Source organism: Pseudomonas protegens, assembly GCF_003363755.1.
Lineage (GTDB): Bacteria > Pseudomonadota > Gammaproteobacteria > Pseudomonadales > Pseudomonadaceae > Aquipseudomonas > Aquipseudomonas danubii.
The window spans coordinates 1,322,005-1,339,369 of sequence record NZ_CP031396.1; the positions used below are offsets into that span (position 1 = coordinate 1,322,005).

The following is a 17,365-nucleotide window of genomic DNA, read 5'->3' on the forward strand; positions in this document are numbered from 1 at the left end:
CTCGCCGCTGGCAGGGTCAGAGCGGGGATTTCAGTTCGGGCTCAGCGCCTTCACCGCCAGGATGCTGCCCGGCATCGAGTACAGGGCACGCTCGGTGGTGCTGCCGATCAGCCGGCCAAAACCGGTGCGGTGCACGGTGCCCATGACCACCACGTCCACCAGGTACTCGTCGACGAACTGGGCGATGCCCGGCACCGGCGGCCCCATGATGAAATGGCGAAACTCCTGGGGCACGTTGTATTGATCGCCCAGGCGTTCGAACTCCTTGTGCAAGGAGTCGCGCAACTCGTCCAGGCAGTTGACGCTCCAGGCGGTGGACGCCACCGGCGCGACGCCATCAAGCATCGGCATCAGGTCGTAGGCATACAGCAGGTGCAGTTGCGCATCGCATTGCAGGGCCAGGGCGTTGGCGGTCTGGATGATCAGGCCGTTGAGGCCGCTGATCTGGGTGTCGGACTGGGCCGGGTCGACGGCGGCGACGATGCGCCGGGGCAGTTTGTGCGGGGCGTCGTTGACCAGGTGCACCGGCACCGGGGCTTCACGCAGCAGGTGGCAGTCCAGGGGGGTGACGAAAACGCGCTTGAGGGCCGATTCCAGGGTCACGTCCTTGATCAGCAGATCGGGCTGGAATTCGTTGATGTAGTCCAGCATGTCCTTGAGCACCTGGGTGCTCCAGATCACCTGGGTGGTGACTTCCACCCCCTGCTCGCGCATCCACTCGGCTTCCACCTGCAGCCAGCGCTCATGGCGTTGCAGGTAGGCCTGGCGTTCACTTTCTTCCAGGTGCTCTTCCCACAGGTAGGTGCGCGCCGGTGGTTCGACGAACACCAGGGCATGCAAGGCTGCTCCGCTGGCCTTGGCCAGGGCGGCAGCGCGGCGCGCCGCGGGAGACTGATGCTGTTGGGGATCGGCAATCAGCAACAGACGCTGGTACTGGCTCATGGTTGACCTCCTTGGACGTTGATGGGCCTGAGTGTCGAGGCAGACGACCCCGGGCGCCTTGATATGCATCAAGGCCACCCGGTGCTCGGATCATGGCGTCACGGCAATCTTCATCACCCCGTCGCGCTGGCTGGCGAACAGCTCGTAGGCGGCTTCGATGTCATCGAGCTTGAAGCGGTGGGTAACCAGGGGCTTGAGGTCCACCTGGCCACTGGCGACCACCTCCATCAAGCGGCGCATGCGCTCCTTGCCGCCGGGGCACAGGGTGCTGAGGATGCTCAGGTCGCCGAGGCCGGCGGCGTAGGCATCCAGCGGGATGCGCAGGTCGGAGGAATAGACCCCCAGGCTCGACAGCTTGCCGCCCGGGCGCAGCACCCGCAGCGCCGATTCGAAAGTGCCCTGGGTGCCCAGGGCCTCGATCGACACATCGACCCCGCGGCCGTCGGTCAGCTCCATGATCTGCTTGACCACGTCGCCCTGCTTGAAGTCCACCACGTGGGTCGCCCCCAACCCGCGCGCCACGCTCATGCGCGCGGCCACGGTGTCGACGCCGATGATAGTGGTGGCGCCCTTGAGCCGGGCCCCGGCCACCGCGCACAGGCCGATGGGCCCCAGGGCGAACACCGCCACGCTGTCGCCGATGTTCACCTCGGCGCGCTCGGCGCCGGAGAAGCCGGTGGACATGATGTCCGGGCACATCAGTACTTCTTCGTCACTCAGACCGTCGGGAATCGGGCACAGGTTGGCCAGGGCGTCCGGCACCCGCACGTACTCGGCCTGACAGCCGTCGATGGTATTGCCGAACTTCCAGCCGCCCGTGGCGCGAAAGCCATGGCGGGTGTCAGGCCCATCCTGGGAGCCGCAACCACAGAGGCAGGCGTAGCTCTGACCGCTGGGAGTGATGGCCCCAGCGATCACCCGCTGGCCCTCATGAAAACCGCGGACCTGGGAGCCCAGGCGCTCGATCACGCCCACCGGTTCGTGGCCGATGGTCAAGCCCTTGGCCACCGGGTATTCGCCGCGCAGGATGTGCACGTCGGTGCCGCAGATCGTGGTGGTGGTGATGCGCACCAGAGCGTCCAGCGGACCGATTTCGGGGATGTCCTTGTCTTCCAGGACGATGCGGTTCTTTTCGACGAATACCGCGGCTTTCATCTTGGCCATGTTGCCGATCTCCAGTTCCGGGAAGGGGCTGCGCCGTTGCACAGATCTGCCTACAGGCTGCGCGGATGCGCCGGGCAACGGCTTGATCATGGTCAAACAATGGCCCCTTCAGGGACGGTGCGGCGACCGTGTGTCGCAAACCCGGTTTTCATGTGCGGCGGCGCGCACCCAGGCACAGCAACAAGGCCGCCGCGCCGCACAGGCAAAGGCTCGGGCCCAGGGCCTGCCCCCAACCCACCAGCAGCAGGCCGGCGCCGATCAGCAGGTAATAGAACAAGCCGAACCAGGCCCCGGCGCTGCCCAGCCGGTCGCTGTAGGCCGCCAGGGCCGAGCCGAGAATGTTCGGAATCGCCAGGCCAAAGCCCAGCACCACCCCGAGCATCGGCAGCACCAGCCACAGGCTGTGCTGCAAGGCCAGGACCCCGCCGCCCCCGGCCAACACCGCCAGGGCTGCCAATACCAGTAGCCGCTCGCTGTGCCAGCCCCGGCCCAACAGCCGGCGGTTGAGCCAGGCACCCAGGCCGGAGCCCAGGGCCAGCAACGCGCCGCTGTAACCGAACCATTGCGCGCCCTGCCCCAGGCTACGGAACACAAAGGGCCCGAGGCTGTAATAGCTGAGCAAGGCCAGGTTGAACACCGCCACCAGCAGCGCCGAGCGCCAGATCGCGGGGTCCCGCAGCATCTGCCACAAGGTGCCGGCCAGGGGCGCCAGGGGCTGCGCAGGCGGACGGGTTTCCGGCAAGGCCCGGGCGCACCAGCCGAACAACGCCAGGGCCAGCACCAGCAACCCCGTCAGTGCGCCCTGATAGCCAAAAGCACGGCTCAGGGCCGCTCCCGCGAACAGACCGATAGCGGGACTGGCCGCCAGCACCATGCCCATCAGTGAGAACACCCGGATCAGTTCGCGGCCCTGGAACAGGTCCCGCAGCAGGGTCTGGGTCACCACCGAACCGGCAGCCACGCCCAGTGCTGCCAGCCCCTGGCACAGCAACAGCTGGGCAAAGCTGCGGGCCTGCAACTCCAGGACCAGCGCCAGGGCATACAGCGCCAGCCCGCCAAGCAAGGCCGGGCGCCGCCCCCAGCGATCGCTCAGGCGTCCCCAGAGCACCACCCCCGGCGCGAACCCCAGGATAAACACCGACAGGCTCTGGGCCGCCTGCTGCGCCGGGACGCCAAAGTCCCGACCGATATCGGTCAGGGCCGGGCTAAAGAGGGTCTGGGCGATCTGCGGGAACATCAGCAGGGCCATGGCCAGGGGCAACAGGGAACGGGGATTCATCAGGTGGATGCTCGGCAAAAAAAACATGCCGGCGATTCTAGGCAGGCGCGGCTGGCGTATTATCGCAACCCGGCCAATAAACAGTGGAAATCGGACAAAGATGGCATGGCTCGATCCCCAGGCACGCTTCGACCCGGACCCCTTCAGCGCACCGGTGATCGGCGTTGCCGCCACCCTCGGCGATCATGACTCCGGCCTGCACCGGCACCGTCGCGGGCAACTGCTGTACACCCGCCAGGGCTGCACCCGGATCACCCTCGCCGACCGCCTGTGCCTGCTGCCGCCCTCGCGGGCGGCCTGGATTCCCGGTGGGGTGCAGCACCGGGCGCAGATGCAACAGAGCGTGGATTACCGCTCGCTGTATTTCAGTGTCGAACTCAGTCCGCGCCTGCCGGCGGACGTGGCGGTGATCGATGTCAGTCCCCTGCTGCGCGCCGTGCTGGAGCCCATGGCCCTGGCGGCGTTCGATTGCGACTGGAGCCAGGGCCGCTACCCGCACCTGCTGGGCCTGTGCCTGGAGGAAATCGGCGCTGCGCTGCACCAGCCGCTGTCCTTGCCGCTGCCCTGGGACAAGCGCCTGCAGCCGCTGCTGGAAGACTTGCAGCGCCTGCCACCGGAGCTAAAGGTGCTGGCCACCCGGGTCGGCGCCAGCAGCCGCACCATCGGCCGCATCTTTCAGCGCGAGACCGGCCTGGGTTACCAGCAATGGCGCCAGCAATGGCGGCTGATGCGCGCCATCGAGTTGCTGGCCACCGGCCGTAGCATCGGCTACACGGCCTTCGAACTGGGCTTTGCCAGTGACAGCATCTTTATCGCCTTCTTCAAGGCCATGACCGGCACCACGCCCCGGGCCTACTTCAAATGAGGAACCGCAACGGGGCACCTCAGGTGCGGCTGCGCAACCACTGCAGAAAGCCCTTCTTGGCCACAGGCTTGGGTGGCGACTGGGCCAGGCTCTGGGCGATGTGCTGGCGGAAGTCCAGCAGGGTCTTCATGGCGTCGCCGATGTCGTGACGGGCATCCAGGCAGGGTTTGAGGAACTCGTTGTCGATGCGGTACAGGCTGCAGAAGGTCTTGGCCGAAAACTCCGCGAGCGTCGCCTGCTCGGCCACCACGCCCGCCTCGCCGATCACTTCACCCGGGCCCATGCGTCCGGCTTCGAAGGGCTTGCCGTCACGCTGCATGGTCACCGACACCACGCCGGACTCGATGATGAACAGGTGATCGCTGACCGCCCCCGCCGGCAGGATGGTTTCGCCGGCACGGAAGGTCTGCAACTGCATGTTATGGCTGAAGGTGTCCTTCTCTTCCTGGCGCAGGGTGGAAAAGATACTGGAGGCGTCCAGCAGCGCCCGAGGTCGGGACAGCGCCTGGTTCTGCACCGGCTCGTCGCTGGACAGCAGGCTGATGCCGCTGGCCTGCAAATGACGGAATGCCAGGTCGAACAGCTGGTTTCGCACTTCGCGCTTCTGCCCCATGGTGGCGACGAAGCCGCTGATCTCGTATTCCGCGCCGCTGCTGCCGGAGCTTTTCAGGGCCACGCTGGGGGCCGGGGTGCCGAGCAGGAAACGGCAGCCGAGCATGGCCCGTTCCAGGGCCTCGATGACCTTCTGTGGGCGAGCGTGGGGGCTGACCTGCACGCTGATGGATAAACCATAGATATCGCTGGGGCGGCTGAAGTTGGTGATCTTGGCCTTGGACGCCAGGGAGTTGGGGATCACCACCATGCTGCCCTGGGAGGTCTGCAGCCGGGTCGCCCGCCAATCGATGTCCACTACCCGGCCTTCGGTGCCGTCGATGGCGATCCAGTCATCGATCTGATAGGGCTTGGTGGTATTGAGGACCAGGCCGGAAAACAGGTCGCTGAGGGTGCTTTGCAGGGCCAGGCCGACGATGATCGCCAGCGCCCCGGAGGTGGCCAGTACGCCCTTGACCGGCAGGTCCAGCACGTAGGCCAGGGCGGCGATGATGGCGATCAGGAAGATCACCGCACCCATCAAGTCCTGCAACAGCCGCCCGGTGTGACCGACCCGCTGCATCATCAGGGTGCCCAGCAACACCGTCAGGGTCCGGGCGCCGAACAGCCACCAGCCGATCTGTAAACCGGTGGCCGCCAGGTGCAACGGCACATCGTCCGGCCAGGGCGCCGTCTGCATGGGGCTCAGGCCCTGGTTGAACAGCATCAGGCTGTACAGGCAGAACATCAGCACCCGCACCGCCAGCTTCCAGCGATCGCCCTGGGTACCGATCAGGTGCCACAGGGCAAGGTCCAGCAGCAACAGCGTCATCGCGGCCAACAGCAGGTGATCGGCGAATGGGGCAAGCATCGAGCAACTCCAGCAGGACAATGGCGGCAAGATCGCACGAAAGACGCTGGGGCAGGTATAGCTGGAAAAGACAAAAACCGGTGATGCGGCCATGCCACGCAACGGCGGGCGCGATGCCCGCCGCTGCCGGGGCTTTACTGGCCCTGGGTCAGGGTGTTGTAGCTGGTCATCAGGTTGCGGTAGTCGGGGATGTGGTTGGAAAACAGAGTGCCCAGGCCTTCGACATCGTTGCGCCAGTCACGATGCAGCTCGCACGCTAGGCCGAACCAGGTCATCAACTGCGCGCCGGCGTTGGACATGCGGTTCCAGGCCGAGTCCCGGGTCAGCGCATTGAAGGTGCCGGAGGCATCGGTGACCACAAAGACTTCAAAGCCTTCTTCCAGGGCCGAGAGCGCCGGGAACGCCACGCAGACTTCGGTGACCACCCCGGCAATGATCAGTTGCTTCTTGCCGGTGGCCTTGATCGCCTTGACGAAGTCTTCGTTGTCCCAGGCGTTGATCTGGCCGGGACGGGCAATGTACGGCGCGTCGGGAAACAGCGCCTTGAGCTCTGGCACCAGCGGGCCGTTGGGGCCGGTTTCGAAACTGGTGGTGAGGATGGTCGGCAGCTTGAAGTACTTGGCCAGGTCGGCCAGGGCCAGCACGTTGTTCTTGAAGCGATCAGGCTCGATATCGCGGACCAGCGACAGCAGGCCGGCCTGGTGATCAACCAGCAGAACGGCGGCATTTTCCTTGTCGAGACGTTTGTAGGCGTTAGTCATGGTGAGTCCTCGCTAATGATCGATGCCGGATAACCCGGCTGGGGTTAAACCCATGGCCGCACCTGCAGCGTGAGGGCGGACATTGGGGATAGCGCGCGACTCGCAGAGCCTAGTCGGCCATGCGTGCCGCGCCAGCGCTGCCGGTCAGTGACCGGTGGCGTCCATCTGGCCGAAGCGTCCCGATTGAAAGTCGACGAAGGCCTGATGAATTTCCTCTTCGCTGTTCATCACGAACGGGCCGTGACCGACGATGGGTTCGTCGATGGGCTCGCCGCTGAGCAACAGCACAATCGCGTCGCTGTCGGCTTGCAGGCTGATCAGGTCGCCCTCGCGTTCCAACAGTGCCAACTGTCCTTGCGCGACCCGCTCCTGGCCATTGACCTGCAGCGTGCCACGCAGCACCACCAAGGCGGTGTTGCGCCCCGGGTGCAGGGGCAGCTCCAGGTGCTTGCCGGCCAGCAGGCGCATGTCCCAGACGTCAATGGGGGTGAAGGTCCGCGCCGGGCCGCGCTGGCCGGCGAACTCACCGGCAATCAGGCGCAGGCTGCCGGCATGGCCGGGCAGCGGGAGCTGCTGGATGTCCGCCGCAACGAGGGTCTGGTAACCGGGAGCTGCGAGCTTGTCCTTCGCCGGCAGGTTGACCCACAGCTGGACCATTTCCAGATTGCCGCCACGCCGGGCGAAATCGGCGGAGTGGTACTCCTCATGGAGAATCCCCGAAGCGGCGGTCATCCACTGCACGTCGCCCGGACCGATCTTGCCGCCGCTGCCGGTGGAATCACGGTGCTCCACTTCGCCGTCGTAGACGATGGTCACTGTCTCGAAGCCGCGATGGGGATGTTCACCGACCCCACGGCGGGTGTTGGTGGGGCTGAACTGGGCGGGGCCGGCGTGATCCAGCAGCAGGAACGGGCTGATGTGCTGACCCAGGTTGTCGTAGGAAAACAGGGTGCGGACCGGGAAGCCGTCACCGACCCAGTGAGGCCGGGGGCTGGTGTAGATGCCGATGATGCTTTTCATGTCGTCCTCCAGAACTATCTGATGGACACACCTTAAAACTCACACCTTTGCCGCGCTAGACTGCAAAAATCGCCCTTAGCGTTCTATTTGGAGAACGATCTTGGAAGACCTGAATACCCTCTACTACTTCACCCAAGTGGTGGAGCACCGAGGATTCGCCGCCGCCGGGCGCGCCCTGGACATGCCCAAGTCCAAGCTCAGCCGACGGATTGCCCAGCTGGAGGAGCGCCTCGGCGTGCGCCTGATCCAGCGCACCAGCCGCCACTGTTCGCTGACCGAGATCGGCCAGGAGTATTACCAACGCTGCCTGGCCATGCGGGTGGAAGCCGAGGGCGCGGCGGAAGTCATCGAACGCAATCGCTCCGAACCTCAAGGCCTGGTGCGCGTGGCCTGCCCCACGGCCCTGCTCAACTCCTGGGTCGGGCCGATGCTCACCCGTTTCATGCTCAAGTACCCCCTGGTCGAGCTGTTCATCGAAAGCACCAACCGCCGGGTCGACCTGATCCACGAGGGCTTCGACATTGCCCTGCGGGTGCGCTTCCCGCCCCTGGAAAACACCGATCTGGTGATGAAGGTACTGGGCAACAGCACCCAGAGCCTGGTGGGCCATCCGGACTTTCTCCAGCGCCTGTCGAGCCCGGCTACACCGGCAGATCTGAGTGGCCTGCCGAGCCTGCACTGGGGAGCGGCGCAACGCGATTACCAATGGCAGTTGCTGGGGCCCGACGGCGCCGAAGCCTTGATCCGCCATCGGCCGCGGATGGTCACCGACGACTTGCTGGCCCTGCGCCACGCGGTGCTGGCGGGCGTCGGCATCGCCCACCTGCCCAAGGTGGTGGTCCGCGAGGACCTGGACGCCGGGCGCCTGCTGGAACTGGTGCCCGGCTGGGCGCCGCGCTGCGGGATCGTCCACGCCATCTTCCCGTCACGCCGTGGCCTGCTGCCTTCGGTACGCAGCCTGATCGACTTTCTCGGCGAGGAGTTCAGCCACAGCGACATGGCCTGACCCCGACGCCGGCTCCATCGACGGCGCCTTGTCCGCAGCGCAACGTAAAACGGCATCCCTGGGGATGCCGTTTTGCATAGAGCGCGATTGAATCAATTGGCACTGGCGCGCCAGCCGCCGTGCTGCAGTTCCGGCAGCCACTGAATGCCGCCTGACCTGGAGGTCCGGAACACGGGCGGATCGATCTGCTGCATCAAACGCCGGATCGCCTCGCTGTCCGGCAACTCGGCGCGGCTGGCCTGGATCCGGTGCCGCAGGCTGCTGGGGATGGGTGGAAAGCGCTGGCTGTCATAGATCAGGGCGTGGCCGAGCTGGGGGTTGTCCAGGCAGAAGTCCAGCAGATCGAAACCGCTGTGGGTGGCCAGGCTGCCGTTGATGATCAGCAGGTCGAACGGATCACAGGCGTACTCCACCAGCGAAAGCAGTTCCTCCAATGTGTGCACGGGTGCAATGCGGTAGTAATTCAGTTGATTCAAGGTTCGTTCGATCTGCATGCGATGAAAATGTTGATCATCGGCAATCAGTATGCGCAGCGCTCTATTGGACATTTCTGGATCCTGCTTTTGAGACTACGACCGGCGACTGCCGGCCTTCCTCCTAGATCGGTAGAAGGCTAGGGAAGTGTCGGAGGGTTTTCTCTAGGATTAATCTGAAAACCACGCCCAGCATGCTCTTGCCGTAGTTTTTTCGGACAAGTCAGCTACTGCACAAGCCCAACCGCTAGCTCTTTCTAAGTCGCTCACTACCTTAATCGCCGCCCGGTTTTTTTAGCAGAGGGGTACGAGACTGAAAGGTCTTGTTGTTTTGTAAGGCTTTTCCCAGAACCCACTGCAGGTCTCTGAGAACAGCAAAAGACAACACGCCAGCCATCATCAAGCCCCTATCACTCGGTGGTGCTCGGGCTCCAGAACGCCTGCTGCACAAGGGCCGAGGTGGACAGCCGCGCCACCAGCGCATCCAGTTCTTCACCGTCCACCGAGGTGCTGGCCAGAGTCGCCTCGATCTCCACTTCATCGTTGCCAAAAGCATGCACATCGACATCGCTGGCCGGGTAATTGCTGCGCGTCAACTCGGCTTCCAGCAAGGCGAACACGGCCTTCTGGTTCGAACGCTGGGCAATGACGTAGACGATGTTGGTGACCTCGGCGGAGATCACGTCCAGTGGCTGGCGGTTGATGTTGTTGACGATGGGCCGCAACAGGGTATTGGCGGCCAGCACGAACAGGGTGCCCAGCAGGGCTTCGAGAACCAGATCGGCACCGGCACAGGCGCCCACCGCCGCCGAAGCCCAAAGGGTGGCGGCGGTGTTCAGCCCGCGGACGTTGCCCTCCTCGCGCATGATCACCCCGGCGCCGAGAAAGCCGATGCCCGACACCACGTAGGCCACCACCCGCACCGCGCCGTCGGCACCGCCCAGGCGGTTGGCCATGTCGACGAAAATCGCCGCGCCCACCGCCACCAGCACGTTGGTGCGCAAGCCCGCGGTGCGCTGCCGGTACTGGCGTTCAAAGCCGATCAGGCCGCCAAGGATAAAAGCCGCGCTGAGGCTGACCAGGGTATCGATCAGCGAGTCCAGGTTGATGTTGTGCAGGGCCTGCATGTCGAAAATCCTCTTGGCGACTAGCGGCAAGCTACAAGCAGCAAGTTACAAGCAGTACGCCGCAACCCCGAAACTTGCCGCTGGCCACCACGACGCGGCAAGAGGAATCGAACAGTTCTCAAGCCAAGGTTCAGGAACGCCTTCGCCGGCAAGCCGGCTCCTGCAGAAAACACCCGGGATAACCCCAAACGGCAGGAGCCGGCTTGCCGGCGAAGAGCTCTGCAAGATTGTCTTGGCGCCCGTCCGCGCAGGCCACGCAAGAGCGGCCGTGGCGCCGGTCAGCTGGCGGTGGCCAGCAGCAGGTCGCGGACCGAGCGGCTATGACCGCGGGTCTTGCCATGTTCATACAGCGAATCGGCGATCTCCTGGGCACGAATCGGCAGTACCGACAGCAAGGTGTCGCTCAAGCCATGGCTGGCCTGGCTGAAGCCCTGCATGTAGATACCGGCCTTGCAGCGCTCGTCGGTGATCACCCGATAGTTGCGGTCCACTTCGAAGTCGCCCAGGTATTCCTGCAGAGGCGCCAGCAGTTGACGATGCATCTGGCGCTCATAACCGGTGGCCAGCACTACCGCGTCGTAGTGCTCAGTGGTGCAGGCGCCGGTGGCATTGTTGCGCAGCACCAACTCGATGCCTTGATCGGTAGCCACGGCTTTTTCCACCAGGGTCAGGGTGCGGAATGCGTGACGGGCGATCCCCGAGACTTTCTGGCGGTAGAAGATCCCGTAGATGCGTTCGATCAGGTCGATGTCCACCACCGAATAGTTGGTGTTGTGGTACTCGTTGACCAGGCGCTCACGTTCGCTACTGGCTTGCTGGAACACCAAGTCGGTGAACTCGGGCGAGAACACTTCGTTGACAAAGGGACTGTCGTCGGCCGGTTTGAGTGCCGAGCCACGGATCATCATGTCCACCTGCACCGACGGGAAGCTGTCATTGAGGTCAATGAAGGCCTCCGCTGCACTCTGGCCGCCACCAATGATGGCGATTTTCATCTTCTTGCCGGCGACACAAGGTTGTTCTGCCATGCGCTCCAGGTACTGAGAATGATGGAAGACCCGAGGGTCGCCCTTGAGCGCCTTGAAAGTCTCGGGAATCCGCGGCGTTCCACCAGCGCTGACCACCACCGAGCGGGTGCTGCGGATGAACTCTTCCCCCTGGGCATTGCGCGAGATGACCCGCAGCGCCTCGACTTGCTGGTTGTGCAACAGCGGCTCAATGGCCAGGACCTCTTCGCCGTAGCGGCTCTGGTCCTTGAATTGAGCGGCGACCCAGCGCAGATAGTCGTTGAACTCCATGCGGCACGGATAAAAGGTCCCGAGGTTGATGAAGTCCACCAGGCGTCCATGGTGCTTGAGGTAGTTGACGAACGAGTAAGGGCTGGTGGGGTTGCGCAGGGTGACCAGGTCCTTGAGGAAGGAAATCTGCAGTTCACTCTGGGTCACCAGGGTATTGCCGTGCCAGCGATAATCGGCCTGTTTGTCGAGAAACAGCACGTCCAGAGGACCCTGAACCTGGCCGCGCTCCTCCAGCGCAATGGCCAGCGCCAGGTTCGAGGGACCAAAACCGATACCAATCAAATCGTGAACGATGGCCGATGCCATTGCCTGTGTCATGTCCAGTGTCCTCTGGAGAAGCCCCTCAACGCGGGGAATTACGCCGGTGACCTGGCCGGCCCCTGAGGGCCAACAGGTCGTCTGTTGAGTAGGAACGAGGACGATGAAAAAAAATTTAACCCACTGCCCCGGCTGTCCGGCAAACAAAAGTCAGCCGCCACTACACCAGGCTCAGTGCCGCCAGCGTGCGCCGCTGGTCACTGAGCTTCCCACTGACGCAGGCGCACCCGGCAATGCTTCATGGCATTGACGATGTGTTTTTCCACCAGGCTGCGGGAAATGCCCAGATGCTCGGCAATCTGCACATGGGACAGACCTTCAAGCTTGCGCAGCAGAAAACTCTCGCGGCACAGCCGGGGCAGTTCCGCCAAGGCTCGCTGGAGCATCTCCAGACGCTGCCCCTGATCCAGGCTCGCCTGCGGTGACGGACTGAAGCAGTGCTCTTGCTGGTCGAGTGCTTCCAGGGGTTCGGATTGACGCAGCTGGTTACGCCGATGGTCATCGATCACCAGATTCAGCGCCGTGCGATAAAGGAAGGCCCGCGGCTGCTCGATGGGAGGAGCGCTGGGGCGCTCCAGCACCCGCACAAAGGCGTCATGGGCAACGTCCTCGGCGGCCTGGCGGTTGCCAAGCCTGGCGCTGAGGAAGCCCATCAGCTCGCGGTAGTAACTTTCCAACATGACTCCCGACCCAGGTGGGTGATTTCTGTCCTTGAACAAGATCCGTGGCAAGGGGACTGATCCAGTCATTCAATGATGGCAGTTTAGGAGCGACGTAATTTATAGTAATTCTCATATAGATTTAAAGTACTGCTGCAGCGATCCGTAGATATTTCGTGTTCAAGCAGCTGTAACCCCATGTGTCGGGAGTTAAATTCCCCCGCGCGCTTCTCGTTTACCTGACAGCTCCCCGTATCTGCCGCCCCGACGGCAGCGCCCGGCCTTGCCTCGTGAAGCAGCAACGGCTGGATGACGGGCCGATTTCCCCTGGCCGGAACCCTGCATGAAACGTCCCCGACATACCCGACGCGCCCTGCTTGCCGCACTCTGCTTGATTCCCGTTGTAGCCATCACTGCCTGGACCTTCATTCCCCCTGGGCGCGATCAGTTCGCGACGGTGCAAGTCAGCCGTGGCGATATCGAAAGCAGCGTCACCGCCCTGGGCACCCTGCAGCCCCGACGCTATGTCGACGTCGGCGCCCAGGCCTCCGGGCAGATCCGCAAGATCCACGTCGAGGCCGGCGACACAGTCAAGGAAGGCCAATTGCTGGTGGAGATCGACCCTGCCACCCAACAGGCCAAGCTCGACGCCAGCCGTTTCGCCATTGAGAACCTGCAGGCCCAGTTGCAGGAGCAGTACGCCCAGAACCAGCTGGCCCGGCAGAAATACCAGCGCCAGCAGAACCTGGCGGCCGGCGGCGCCACTCGCGAAGAGGACGTACAGACCGCCCAGGCCGAACTCAAGGCCACCCAGGCACGCATCGACATGTACAAGGCGCAGATCCGCCAGGCCCAGGCCAGCTTGCGCAGCGACCAGGCGGAACTGGGCTATACGCGCATCTACGCCCCCATGTCCGGCACCGTGGTCGCGGTGGACGCTCGCGAAGGCCAGACCCTCAACGCCCAGCAGCAAACACCGCTGATCCTGCGCATCGCCAAACTCTCGCCCATGACCGTCTGGGCCGAAGTCTCGGAAGCCGATATCGGCCACGTCAAACCCGGCATGCAGGCCTACTTCACCACCCTGAGCGGTGGCAACCGGCGCTGGACCAGCACCGTGCGGCAGATCCTGCCCATTCCGCCCAAGCCGCTGAACGAAACCAGCCAGGGCAGCGGCAGCCCCACCAGCACCAGCAAGAGCGGCAGCGGCCGGGTGGTGCTCTATACCGTACTGCTGGACGTGGACAACGCCGACAACGCGCTGATGGCGGAGATGACCACCCAGGTGTTCTTCGTCGCCAACCAGGCAAAAAATGTCCTCACCGCCCCCATCGCCGCTCTGCAGGGCAGCACTGAGCCGGACCTGCAGACTGCCCGGGTGGTGGCCAAGAACGGTTCGATCGACGAGCGCAAAGTCCGGGTCGGTATCAGTGACCGCCTGCGCATCCAGATCCTCGACGGCTTGAACGAAGGTGATCACCTGCTGATCGGCCCGGCCAACAGCAGCGGGGGTTGAATGCAGACTCCGCTGATCGACCTCAGAGACATCCGCAAATCCTACGGCGGCGGCGACAGCCCGCAAGTCGATGTCCTGCGCGGCATCGACCTGTCGATCCACGCCGGGGAATTCGTCGCCATCGTTGGCGCCTCCGGCTCCGGCAAGTCGACCCTGATGAACATCCTCGGCTGCCTGGACCGTCCGACGTCCGGCGAGTACCTGTTCGCCGGGGAGAACGTCGCCCAGCTCGACAGCGACGAACTGGCCTGGCTGCGCCGCGAAGCCTTTGGCTTCGTGTTCCAGGGCTACCACCTGATCCCCTCGGCCTCGGCCCAGGAAAACGTCGAGATGCCGGCCATCTATGCCGGCACCCCGACCGCCGAACGCCACGCCCGCGCCGCCGCCCTGCTGGAGCGCCTGGGCCTGGCCAGTCGCAGCGGCAACCGCCCGCATCAACTGTCCGGCGGTCAGCAGCAACGGGTGTCCATCGCCCGCGCCCTGATGAACGGCGGCCACATCATCCTCGCCGACGAACCCACCGGCGCCCTGGACAGCCACAGCGGCGCAGAAGTCATGGCCCTGCTGGACGAACTGGCCAGCCAGGGCCACGTGGTGATCCTCATCACCCACGACCGTGAAGTGGCGGCCCGGGCCAAGCGCATCATCGAAATCCGCGACGGCGAAATCATCAGCGACACCGCCCACCACGACCCATCGGTACAGACCAGCGCCAACGCCGGCGCCCTGCAGGCGGTGGACCTGCGCCAGCGCCTGGCCGACGGCAGCGAAGCCACCGGCGCCTGGAAGGGCGAACTGCTGGAAGCGGTGCAGGCCGCCTGGCGGGTGATGTGGATCAACCGCTTCCGCACCGCCCTGACCCTGCTGGGGATCGTCATTGGCGTCGCTTCGGTGGTGGTGATGCTGGCCGTGGGCGAAGGCAGCAAGCGCCAGGTGATGGCGCAGATGGGGGCCTTCGGTTCGAACATCCTTTACCTCAGCGGACACTCGCCCAACCCGCGCGCGCCGCAAGGCATCATCAGCCTCGACGACGTCGCGGCCGTGGCCACCCTGCCCCAGGTCAAGCGCATCATGCCGGTCAACGGCTCGGAAGCCGTGGTGCGTTTCGGCAATGCCGATCACATGAGCTACGTAGGGGGCAACGACACCAACTTCCCGCACATCTTCAACTGGCCGGTGGTCGAAGGCAGCTACTTCACCGAGGCCGACGAACGAGCCGGCGCCGCGGTCGCGGTGATCGGCAAGAAGGTCCGGGAAAAACTGCTCAAGGACGTCGCCAACCCCATCGGCCAGTACATCCTGATCGAAAACGCCCCCTTCCAGGTGGTCGGCGTACTGATGGGCAAAGGCGCCAGTTCCGGCGACCAGGACAGCGACGATCGCATCGCCGTGCCCTACTCCGCCGCCAGCACCCGCCTGTTTGGCAGTCGCAATCCGGAGTACGTGGCCATCGCCGCGGCGGACGCCAGCAAGGTCGAGGAAGCCGAGCAAGCCATCGACCAACTGATGCTGCGCCTGCACAACGGCCAGCGCGACTATGAGCTGACCAACAACGCGGCGATGATCCAGGCCGAGGCCCGCACCCAGAACACCCTGTCCTTGATGCTCGGCGCCATTGCCGCGATCTCGCTGCTGGTGGGCGGTATCGGGGTGATGAACATCATGCTCATGACCGTGCGCGAACGCACCCGAGAGATTGGCATCCGCATGGCCACCGGCGCTCGCCAGCGCGACATCCTGCGCCAGTTCCTCACCGAAGCGGTGATGCTCTCGGTGGTCGGCGGCCTGACCGGCATCGCCCTGGCCCTGCTGATCGGTGGCGTACTGATCCTCAGTGAAGTGGCGATCGCCTTCTCCCTGGTCGCCGTCCTCGGCGCCTTCGGCTGCGCCCTGGTCACCGGCGTCATCTTCGGCTTCATGCCGGCCCGCAAAGCTGCCCGGCTCGACCCGGTCACGGCCCTTACCAGTGAATGATCGAACGATGAAAACACCCCTGAGCCTCCTGGCCGCCTGCATCCTGCTGGCCGCCTGCAGCAGCCCCGCACCGCGCCCGGACAGCGGCCTGCAAGCCCCCGCCACCTGGCAAACAGCCAACACCCCCGCCGCCCAGGCCGACAACCGGCAATGGTGGAGCCAGTTCGCCAGCCCGGACCTGGACCGCCTGATCGCCCAGGCCCGCGATGGCAGCTTCGATCTGGCCGCAGCGGTGGCCCGGGTGCGCCAGGCCCAGGCCAGCGCCGTGATCGCCGGCGCGCCACTGCTGCCCGAGCTCAAGGGCGGGCTCAACGCCAACCGGCAGAAACTGCTGCGCGGCAAGGGCTACAGCAAGTTGGACGCCACCAGCGACAACCAGGCCGTGGACTATTTCGATGCCAGCCTCAGCGCCAGCTACGAGATCGACTTCTGGGGCGGCCGCCACGCCTCCCGCGACAGCGCCCTGCTGGGGGTCAAGGCCAGCGAGTTCGACCGGGCCACCGTGGAACTGACCCTGCTCAGCGGCGTCGCCAACAGCTACACCCAGGCCCTGGCGCTGAGCGAACAAAGCCGGATCGCCCAGCTGAACCTGGACAACGCCCTGAACGTGCTCAAGCTGGTGCAGACCCGCTACGACTCGGGCTCGGCCACGGCCCTGGAACTGGCCCAGCAACGCAGCCTGGTCGCCGCCCAGCAACGCCAGTTGCCCCTGGCGCAGCAACAGGCCGAAGAAGCCCGGATCACCCTCGCCGCCCTGCTCGGGCAACCGGTGCAGGCGCTCAACCTGGGCCACCAGGACTTCACCCAACTGCAATGGCCGAGCATCAATGCCGGCGTCCCCAGCGACCTGCTGAGCCGGCGTCCGGACATTGCCAGCGCCGAGGCCAAACTGGCCGCGGCCCAGGCCGACGTCAAAGTGGCGCGGGCGGCCATGTTGCCCAGCGTGACCCTGAGCGCCAGCCTCGGCTCCGGTGCCAGCCACGCCCCGGACCTGCTGCGCAGTCCCTTCTACAACCTCGGCGCCGGGCTCGTGGCACCGATCTTCAACGCCGGGCGCCTGAGCGCCGAACGGGACAAGGCCACGGCCCGCCAAGAAGAACTGCTGGAAAGCTATCGCGGGGCGATCATCAATGGTTTTGCCGATGTGGAGAAGGCCCTCAACAGCATTCGCGGCCTGGACCAGCAACGCCAGTGGCAGAGCGAGGAATTGAACCAGGCGCAACGGGCCTTCGAGATCGCCCAGAGCCGCTACCAGGCCGGCGCCGAAGACCTGCTGACCGTTCTGGAAACCCAGCGCACCCTGTACGCCGCCCAGGATCAGAACGTGCAACTGCGGCTGTCACGGCTGCAGTCCAGCATTGCCCTGTACAAGGCCCTGGGTGGCGGCTGGAATCAATGAATCAGCAAAAGCTCGCATGGCCAGCGGTATCACCACTGGCCATCGTCGCAGCGACGGCCGGGGCCCTGATGACCTAGAATCTGCGACCACCAACAGACGCGA

The 17,365-nt window shown here is 64.7% G+C and carries 15 protein-coding genes; 5 read left to right on the forward strand and 10 right to left on the reverse strand.

The window, feature by feature from the left end; translation table 11 throughout:
• Window positions 1-30 precede the first annotated feature (30 nt).
• From DWF74_RS05630 to DWF74_RS05640, 3 genes are all read right to left on the reverse strand, one after another.
• Window positions 31-942 (reverse strand): universal stress protein, encoded by a 912-nt coding sequence (locus DWF74_RS05630; RefSeq protein ID WP_115580555.1) that lies wholly within the window; start codon window positions 940-942, stop codon window positions 31-33.
• Between the two features lie 90 nt (window positions 943-1,032).
• Window positions 1,033-2,106 (reverse strand): NAD(P)-dependent alcohol dehydrogenase, encoded by a 1,074-nt coding sequence (locus tag DWF74_RS05635; protein WP_102861803.1) that lies wholly within the window; start codon window positions 2,104-2,106, stop codon window positions 1,033-1,035.
• Between the two features lie 148 nt (window positions 2,107-2,254).
• Window positions 2,255-3,385: an MFS transporter gene (locus DWF74_RS05640; protein ID WP_115582424.1), complete on the reverse strand. Its 1,131-nt coding sequence runs from the start codon at window positions 3,383-3,385 to the stop codon at window positions 2,255-2,257.
• Window positions 3,386-3,485: 100 nt separating this feature from the next.
• On the opposite strand from DWF74_RS05640, the gene DWF74_RS05645 reads away from it, so the two are divergent.
• Window positions 3,486-4,250: an AraC family transcriptional regulator gene (locus DWF74_RS05645; protein WP_102861742.1), complete on the forward strand. Its 765-nt coding sequence runs from the start codon at window positions 3,486-3,488 to the stop codon at window positions 4,248-4,250.
• 19 nt (window positions 4,251-4,269) lie between these two features.
• On the opposite strand, the gene DWF74_RS05650 is transcribed toward DWF74_RS05645, so the two are convergent.
• The 3 genes from DWF74_RS05650 to DWF74_RS05660 form a co-directional block, all read right to left on the reverse strand.
• On the reverse strand, window positions 4,270-5,712 hold the full coding sequence (locus DWF74_RS05650) for a mechanosensitive ion channel family protein (RefSeq protein WP_115580556.1): 1,443 nt from the start codon (window positions 5,710-5,712) through the stop codon (window positions 4,270-4,272).
• 134 nt (window positions 5,713-5,846) lie between these two features.
• Window positions 5,847-6,473, reverse strand: a complete 627-nt coding sequence (gene ycaC / locus DWF74_RS05655) for an isochorismate family cysteine hydrolase YcaC (RefSeq protein ID WP_102861744.1) — start codon at window positions 6,471-6,473, stop codon at window positions 5,847-5,849.
• Window positions 6,474-6,617: 144 nt separating this feature from the next.
• Entirely contained in the window at window positions 6,618-7,493 is an 876-nt protein-coding gene (locus DWF74_RS05660) for a pirin family protein (protein WP_115580557.1), read from the reverse strand.
• Between the two features lie 97 nt (window positions 7,494-7,590).
• Between DWF74_RS05660 and DWF74_RS05665 the strand changes: the two genes are divergently transcribed.
• Entirely contained in the window at window positions 7,591-8,499 is a 909-nt protein-coding gene (locus DWF74_RS05665; RefSeq protein WP_102861746.1) for a LysR family transcriptional regulator, read from the forward strand.
• 92 nt (window positions 8,500-8,591) lie between these two features.
• Here the strand turns inward: DWF74_RS05665 and DWF74_RS05670 are convergent, their stop codons facing one another.
• From DWF74_RS05670 to DWF74_RS05685, 4 genes are all read right to left on the reverse strand, one after another.
• Window positions 8,592-9,047 (reverse strand): response regulator, encoded by a 456-nt coding sequence (locus DWF74_RS05670; protein ID WP_102861747.1) that lies wholly within the window; start codon window positions 9,045-9,047, stop codon window positions 8,592-8,594.
• A gap of 335 nt (window positions 9,048-9,382) precedes the next feature.
• The gene (locus tag DWF74_RS05675; RefSeq protein ID WP_102880155.1) at window positions 9,383-10,099 is read right to left on the reverse strand and encodes an MgtC/SapB family protein; all 717 of its coding nucleotides are present in this window, start codon (window positions 10,097-10,099) and stop codon (window positions 9,383-9,385) included.
• A gap of 278 nt (window positions 10,100-10,377) precedes the next feature.
• On the reverse strand, window positions 10,378-11,715 hold the full coding sequence (locus DWF74_RS05680) for a lysine N(6)-hydroxylase/L-ornithine N(5)-oxygenase family protein (protein WP_102861749.1): 1,338 nt from the start codon (window positions 11,713-11,715) through the stop codon (window positions 10,378-10,380).
• A gap of 197 nt (window positions 11,716-11,912) precedes the next feature.
• Complete coding sequence (locus tag DWF74_RS05685; protein ID WP_102861750.1) at window positions 11,913-12,395, reverse strand: sigma-70 family RNA polymerase sigma factor; 483 nt, start codon at window positions 12,393-12,395, stop codon at window positions 11,913-11,915.
• A gap of 322 nt (window positions 12,396-12,717) precedes the next feature.
• Between DWF74_RS05685 and DWF74_RS05690 the strand changes: the two genes are divergently transcribed.
• From DWF74_RS05690 to DWF74_RS05700, 3 genes are read left to right on the forward strand one after another with little or no spacing between them, the layout of a single operon-like run.
• Entirely contained in the window at window positions 12,718-13,890 is a 1,173-nt protein-coding gene (locus tag DWF74_RS05690) for an efflux RND transporter periplasmic adaptor subunit (RefSeq protein ID WP_102861751.1), read from the forward strand.
• Complete coding sequence (locus DWF74_RS05695; RefSeq protein ID WP_102861752.1) at window positions 13,891-15,864, forward strand: MacB family efflux pump subunit; 1,974 nt, start codon at window positions 13,891-13,893, stop codon at window positions 15,862-15,864.
• A gap of 7 nt (window positions 15,865-15,871) precedes the next feature.
• On the forward strand, window positions 15,872-17,263 hold the full coding sequence (locus DWF74_RS05700) for an efflux transporter outer membrane subunit (RefSeq protein ID WP_102861753.1): 1,392 nt from the start codon (window positions 15,872-15,874) through the stop codon (window positions 17,261-17,263).
• Window positions 17,264-17,365 lie beyond the last annotated feature (102 nt).

Bases quoted from the DNA above. Each gene is read 5' to 3' on its own strand.
- DWF74_RS05645 (WP_102861742.1), top strand. From the start codon at position 3,486: ATGGCATGGCTCGATCCCCAGGCACGCTTCGACCCGGACCCCTTCAGC.
- DWF74_RS05670 (WP_102861747.1), bottom strand. From the start codon at position 9,047: ATGTCCAATAGAGCGCTGCGCATACTGATTGCCGATGATCAACATTTT.
- DWF74_RS05680 (WP_102861749.1), bottom strand. From the start codon at position 11,715: ATGACACAGGCAATGGCATCGGCCATCGTTCACGATTTGATTGGTATC.
- ycaC (WP_102861744.1), bottom strand. From the start codon at position 6,473: ATGACTAACGCCTACAAACGTCTCGACAAGGAAAATGCCGCCGTTCTG.
- DWF74_RS05635 (WP_102861803.1), bottom strand. From the start codon at position 2,106: ATGGCCAAGATGAAAGCCGCGGTATTCGTCGAAAAGAACCGCATCGTC.
- DWF74_RS05690 (WP_102861751.1), top strand. From the start codon at position 12,718: ATGAAACGTCCCCGACATACCCGACGCGCCCTGCTTGCCGCACTCTGC.
- DWF74_RS05650 (WP_115580556.1), bottom strand. From the start codon at position 5,712: ATGCTTGCCCCATTCGCCGATCACCTGCTGTTGGCCGCGATGACGCTG.
- DWF74_RS05675 (WP_102880155.1), bottom strand. From the start codon at position 10,099: ATGCAGGCCCTGCACAACATCAACCTGGACTCGCTGATCGATACCCTG.
- DWF74_RS05685 (WP_102861750.1), bottom strand. From the start codon at position 12,395: ATGTTGGAAAGTTACTACCGCGAGCTGATGGGCTTCCTCAGCGCCAGG.
- DWF74_RS05660 (WP_115580557.1), bottom strand. From the start codon at position 7,493: ATGAAAAGCATCATCGGCATCTACACCAGCCCCCGGCCTCACTGGGTC.
- DWF74_RS05630 (WP_115580555.1), bottom strand. From the start codon at position 942: ATGAGCCAGTACCAGCGTCTGTTGCTGATTGCCGATCCCCAACAGCAT.
- DWF74_RS05640 (WP_115582424.1), bottom strand. From the start codon at position 3,385: ATGAATCCCCGTTCCCTGTTGCCCCTGGCCATGGCCCTGCTGATGTTC.
- DWF74_RS05700 (WP_102861753.1), top strand. From the start codon at position 15,872: ATGAAAACACCCCTGAGCCTCCTGGCCGCCTGCATCCTGCTGGCCGCC.
- DWF74_RS05695 (WP_102861752.1), top strand. From the start codon at position 13,891: ATGCAGACTCCGCTGATCGACCTCAGAGACATCCGCAAATCCTACGGC.